Below are 4,451 nucleotides of genomic sequence, written 5' to 3' on the forward strand. Positions count from 1 at the left end.
CATCCGTAGGGACACGGCACTGCCGTCTCCGAATTTCTTCACGAAAAATCAAACACCACCACCCACATCCGTAGGGACACGGCACTGCCGTCTCCGAATTTCTTCACAAAAAATCAAACACCACCCAAATCCCCCATTCCCTCCAAACGCATGAAATGCACCCGTCCAGACTCATCCCCCGCTACAACACTCACTCCATCAAGCGCAATTGCACAGCAATTAAACCCATACTCTCCACTGAAACTAGCAACCTCTTTGTAGCTAACCAAATCCCAGACTTTTAGGGTGTTATCGGATGAAGCGGAAATCGCTATGAGGCTATTTGGTGCGATCGCAACTGCTGTTACATCGTCAGTATGACCGGTGAGAGTTTTCAGTTTAATACCTTTGTCAAGATCCCAGACTTTCAAGGTTTTATCCCATGAAGCGGAAACTGCTATTTTGTCGTTGGGGGCGATCGCCACTGCTGTGACATAGCCAGTATGACCGATGAAAGTTGTGAGTTGGGTGCCACTGAGCAAATCCCAGACTTTTAGGCTGTTATCCCTTGAACCAGAAACCGCTGTGAGGCCGTCTGGTGCGATCGCCACTGCCTTTACCCCGCTAGTATGACCTGTGAGAGTTCTGAGAAAGGTGCCAGTGAGTAAATCGCAGACTTTTAGGGTTTTATCAATTGAAGCCAAAACCGCTGTGAGGCCGTCTGGTGCGATCGCCACTGCATTTACCGAGCTAGTATGACTGAAAGTTGTGATTTCTTTGTGGATGCTCAAATCCCAGACTTTTAGGATGTTATCCCTTGAACCGGAAACCGCGATGAGACCGTCTGGTGCGATCGCCACTGCTAATACCAAGCTAGTATGACCAGTCAGGGTTGTGAGTTCGCTTCGACTATCCATATCCCACACTTTTAGGGTGTAATCCTCTGAAGCGGAAATTGCTGTTTTTCCGTCTGGTGCGATCGCCACTGCTGTTACCGACTCAGTATGATCGGTGAAAGTTCTGATTTCTCTGCGGCTGTCGATGTCCCAGACTTTTAGGGTGTAATCCTTGGAAGCCGAAACTGCTGTTTTTCCGTTGGATGCGATCGCGACTGCCAATACCCACTCAGTATGACCTGTGAGAGTTCTGATTTCCTTGCCACTGTTCATGTCCCAGACTTTTAGGGTATGATCCCTGGAAGCCGAAACTACTGTTTTTCCGTCAGGTGCGATCGCAAATGCTTCTACCAACTCAGTATGACAGCAGAGTGTTTTGAGCAAGGTGCCACTGTCGATATCCCAGACTTTTAGGTGGCGAGCCCATGAAGCCGAAACTGCTGTTTTTCCGTCAGGTGCGATCGCGACTGCTTTTACCCCGTAATTATTACCGATCAGAGTTTTGAATTCGTTCTCGTTGTCGATTTCCCAGACTCTTAGGGTGTGATCCCGTGAAGCGAAAAGTGCTGTTTTGCCGTCTGGTGCGATCGCGAATGCTTTTATCAAATCAGTATAATCGCTGAAAGTTCTGAGCAAATTTCCGTTGTCGATGTCCCAGAGTTTTAGGGTATTATCTTTTGAAGCTGAAACTGCTGTTTTTCCATCCGATGCGATCGCAACTGCAAATACCTCACGAGTATGACCAGTCAGGGTTTTGAGGAAGGTTCCGCTATTTATGTCCCAGACTTTTAGGGTGTAATCCGCTGAACCCGAAACTGCTGTTTTTCCGTTGGGTGCGATCGCGACTGCTGTTACCCAATCAGTATGGCCGGTGAGAGTTCTGAGCAAAGTTCCGCTGTGGATATCCCAGACTTTTAGGGTTTTATCCCATGAACCGGAAATCGCTGTTTTTCCGTCTGGTGCGATCGCCACTCCTGTTACCGAGTTAGTATGATCGGTGAGTGTTCGCAGTGCTCCTTCATTGGCCCGCTCTAAATTAGCCCTCAAAGGCCGCAACCAAGGACTATCTTTCGATTGCCTTCCTTGTTCCAGCAACCCCTGAATCTCAGGCACCTCAAAATCCAGCAACCTCCCCCACAAATGCTCTACAAGTTGCGTTTTATCCCGCTCCAAAACGTGCGCCGACTTGCGAATTGCCCCTTGAATCAACTTCAGCGTTGACCTTTGCTCCTGGGCCAGCAACACATCAGAAATTCTCGCCAAATCGTAATCCTCAATCAGCGACTGCACCCCCAACAAATCCAACTTCGCCTCAATAAAACCAAAATCCGTCATCCAACGATAATAACGATCGAACTCCCGCAACTCCTCAACAAAATCCTTCGGTTGATACTTCAACAAATATTCTCGTTGCGATTTTTCTAGTTGCGCCAACCACACACTTAAATCGCTCATAGCGGCGCTCCATCTATCCGGTTCTTAATACCTTTACGCTTAACTTTTTCAACATCAATCCCAGCAGATTGCACAGTTTCATCTTTTTCCAAAAAGTCGCGAAAACTGTTGTGATAAATGCTGTACCGAATTTCGCCATCGACTTGCTGCTGCCGCAAAAACGAATCCCATTTCCTGAGTACCCGCTGCACTTCAAAATCCCGCTCACCCACCGATTTCGCAATCCACCCGCGAGAAACAGCTTCCCGCGCTTTTGAGAGCACATAAATAATCTTCACCTTCATCTCCAACAGCGGATCGTCATCCCTGCCCATCATCTGTCCCCAGTGTTTCTTATAATATTGCTGCAAGCCCCTTGGCAAATCGTTCAAAGAAACATCCCCGTAGGTGCCGCTTTCAATTTCATCCAGCACGTAGCGCAGGTAAATAAATTTCTTTTCGCTTTTTTCTGCCACCGCCTCCACAAACTCTTCCCGATTCAAATTCCGATGATTAATCCAACTCTGAATAGACGCACTTTTCTCCGTGCGTTTTGCCAGATACGCCTTGACATCTGCCAAACTTTCTGCATTGTATTGCATCAAATCAAAAACCAGATGATTTACCGGCATTGGCAAGTGTTCTGGTCGTTTGGAAACAATAAAATAAACGTTAGGTTCCAAAACTTCCGGCAAATATAAAACATTGCTATCTCTGCTTTGGGAACTCAAATCCACTTCATCCAGGGCATCCACCACAAAAATCAACTTTTTCGGAGCCACTTTAGCACTGACTTCCCCCAACAGCCGCCCTAAAAAATTGCCATTTGCCGTGGCATTATCCGGCAGTTGCGGATACTTATCCTGAAGTTGAAAGCCTTGAATTAACTGAGTACAGGCATTTTCTAGAAATGTTTTAGCATCAATAATTCCATCCGACCGCGAATTAAAGTGAGTAACACAATGGCGTTCCAGTGTCAACACCAACTTCGCCATAATCGAACTTTTACCAACACCAGGTTCCGCTTCCAAAACAAAATAACCTTGCCGATTGTCTCCCAAGAAACGGCTAATTGCTTCAAATACAAACAAGCGCCCGGTAAAGTCTTTCACCCGGTCTTGAATAATCGTTTCGCACTGCAAAGAAAGCGGCAAACTCGGCGCGGAAGTATCAATATAAGTTTGCAACAATGCCCGCACTTCTGCCAACTCATCGCGAAGAGTTTCGATAACTTCCAATTTCGCCATGACTTTGCAAATTTGCTCCCGCGTCGCCAAAGCCTCCAACTTTTGCAAAACTTCCCCATTTTGCAGCCCCAAATCTTTCAACTCCGCCAAAGTTTCGCGGTGCAAAATCAACTGCATTCCGGCAAATTGTCTGCCGCCAGTCTCCGCATCTTGTTTGAGCACTTCGCAAAACGCCTTCGGGAAAGACTCGTGCAGTTTTGCCGCCGCACACGCAATCAATTCGGGATGCAAAGTTTTGTTTTCCTTCGCCGCAAAATCTCCCAAAAAATCTTGCCAATCTTGCACCTCCAACCCCGTAACTTCCAAAAACTGATTGGCATCAGCCGAAAAAATCTTCGCAAGTTCCGCATCAGAAAAGTTCAAAGGAGTTGTCTCGCTGTCTGTTTCGGCATCAATTTTCAGCCAGTAAGCAACTGTTTTATTAGCTAAATATTGAAAATTAGCTTCAGCATAAGCCAGGCCATTTCGTTCAGCAATGACAATGATTTCCTCAGATTCAGCAACTTTTGCCAGAAGACGGCTGATAGCTTCTCCCGCCGCCGCCGTCAAATCGCCATTTTTGAGAATATCCGCATTTTTGCCCACGCGCTGCGCCAACTTGTTTCCCAACTCGCCCGCCGTGATACTCCCCACAACATCAGCGATCAGAGTTGTCAAAACACTAGCTGCCAACACGCCTCCGGGGCCGCCGAGTACCCCTGCCGCCATGTTGGCTACCGGGCCGCCGGCGAGGGCGGTGGAGAGACATTGCCCTACGATGTATACGGCACTACAGCCGAGTAGCCGAGTTTTGGTATCGGCCAAATTCACTAAGGACATAATTTAAATAATTCTTACACTTTGCAATAGTTTAGCGCGGGAAGATAATTAAACACAAGGTTAATTAAGCAAATCG

Annotated in this window: 2 protein-coding genes; both read right to left on the reverse strand. The window is 47.2% G+C overall.

Features of this window, described 5'->3' with window-relative positions:
* Window positions 1-113 precede the first annotated feature (113 nt).
* Complete coding sequence (locus WBA89_RS18715) at window positions 114-2,330, reverse strand: hypothetical protein (RefSeq protein WP_424408715.1); 2,217 nt, start codon at window positions 2,328-2,330, stop codon at window positions 114-116.
* The gene (locus WBA89_RS18720) at window positions 2,327-4,375 is read right to left on the reverse strand and encodes an ATP-binding protein (RefSeq protein WP_424408716.1); all 2,049 of its coding nucleotides are present in this window, start codon (window positions 4,373-4,375) and stop codon (window positions 2,327-2,329) included. The genes WBA89_RS18715 and WBA89_RS18720 overlap by 4 nt, the downstream gene beginning before the upstream one ends.
* Between the last annotated feature and the right edge of the window lie 76 nt (window positions 4,376-4,451).

Origin of the sequence: Microcoleus sp., assembly GCF_049646505.1 — a bacterium.
GTDB lineage: Bacteria > Cyanobacteriota > Cyanobacteriia > Cyanobacteriales > Microcoleaceae > Microcoleus.

Bases quoted from the DNA above. Each gene is read 5' to 3' on its own strand.
- WBA89_RS18715 (WP_424408715.1), bottom strand. From the start codon at position 2,330: ATGAGCGATTTAAGTGTGTGGTTGGCGCAACTAGAAAAATCGCAACGA.
- WBA89_RS18720 (WP_424408716.1), bottom strand. From the start codon at position 4,375: ATGTCCTTAGTGAATTTGGCCGATACCAAAACTCGGCTACTCGGCTGT.